We start from the raw sequence: 1,658 nt of genomic DNA, 5'->3' as shown, positions 1-1,658 counted from the left end.
GGCGGTCGGTGGCGTTCCAGCGGTCCAGTTGCTGCTGATCCTGCTGTTGCGGGAACAGTTCGACCAGGGTGCGCCCAGGGCTTGCCATCAGTGCATCGAGCAGCGCGCACCACTGCGCGCTCCAGCGTTGCATCGTCGCTTCGTCGTACAAGGCCGATTGGTATTCCAGCGCCAGCGTCATGTCGCTGCCGTCGTCCTGGACTTCCCAGCTCTGTTCAAACTTGGCGTCGATCACCGGCAGCATCTGTTCTTCGACGTTCAGCCCCGGCCATTGGCTGCTGTCGATGCGGCCGTAGTTGAGGGAGAACAGCACTTGGAACAGCGGCGTACGGTTCAAGTCGCGGTTTTGTGCGATAGCGCTGACCAGGGTGGCGAAGGGCAGGTCAGCATGGGCTTGGGCTGCACGCAGGTCGGCTTCGAGGCTGGCTAGCAGTTGCTCGACCGGGGCCCGTTGGTCGACGTCGCTGCGGATCACCAGGGTGTTGACCAGGCAGGCCAGCAACGTCTGGGTTTGCCCATGGTCACGCTGGTCCGCCGGGGTGCCGAGGCGAATCTCCCGCTGGCCGCTGTAGCGGGCCAGCAGCGCGCTCAGGGCCGTGGCCAGCACTACGTAGGTGGTCGTGCCGCGCTGACGGGCGAACTGCCGGATGGCTTCGGCACGCTGGGTGCCGAGGCGGACGCTCAGTTGTCGGGCGCGACGATCGGCTTCGGCGCCGCGTGGATGGTCGATGGGCAGGTCGAGTTGGTAGTCGTCCTGGCCCAGGTGGTTTTTCCAGTAGTCCAGGCTGTCACTGCGCCGAGCCTGGGTGTCCGGGTGCTGTTGCCACAGGGCGAAATCGACGTAGTCGATCTCCAGCGGTGTCCAGGCGGGCGACTGCCCGTTGAGGCCAGCGGCGTAGGCCTGGGTCAGTTCGTCGATGAGCAACTGCATGGCCCAGCCGTCGGTGGCGCTGTGGTGCAGGCACACCAGCAACAGGTGTTCGTCGCTGCCTTGGCGTTGCAGCAGGTGCGCACGCCAAGGCGCCGCGGCGGCCAAGTCGAACGGTGTCATCAGTGCGTTCTGGGCATTGGCGCAGGTCGCTGCCCAGTCCTGGGTCGCAACGCACGTGACCGCGAGCGCCGGGCCGTGGTCGTCAATCAGCAATTGCGGCTCGCCGTCGACTTCGACGATACGGCTGCGCAGCACCAGGTGGCGCTGGCTGACCTGCGCAAAGGCCTCGCACAAGACTTGGACCTGCAACTCGCCGCGCAAGGTCAGGGCGAATGGCATGTGGTACTCGCGGGACTCCGGCACCAGGCGACTGAGCATCCAGAACCGGCGTTGGGCCAGGCCCAGGGGCAGTTGCGCCGGGCGCGGTTGCGCGGTGATCGACTCAGCGGGCGTGATCGCTCGCAGATGCTCGGCCAGGGCCGCGACCGTCGGTTGGGCGAACACCAGCGGCAAGGGCAGGGAAACCCCGAGGCGCTCACGGACCCGGCTGACCAGGCGGGTGGCCAGCAAGGAGTGACCGCCGAGTTGGAAGAAGTTGTCCTCGATGCCGACTTCCGACCCACCCAACACTTCGCTGAACAGTTCGCAGAGCACGGTTTCAGTGGCGTTACGCGGCGCGGTGCGCGGCTGGTCGCTTTGGCTCTGCGGCAGCGGCGTGGCGGTCAAT

General features: G+C 66.5%; 1 protein-coding gene. It reads right to left on the bottom strand.

The window, feature by feature from the left end; all coding sequences use genetic code 11:
* A partial coding sequence (locus V7773_RS30170; protein ID WP_336076489.1) for a condensation domain-containing protein occupies window positions 1–1,658 on the bottom strand: 1,658 nt, incomplete at both ends.

It is taken from the genome of Pseudomonas sp. 3JA, assembly GCF_036961705.1.
Taxonomy (GTDB): Bacteria; Pseudomonadota; Gammaproteobacteria; order Pseudomonadales; family Pseudomonadaceae; genus Aquipseudomonas; species Aquipseudomonas fluorescens_Q.
This window is presented reverse-complemented; position numbering and strand designations above follow the sequence as displayed.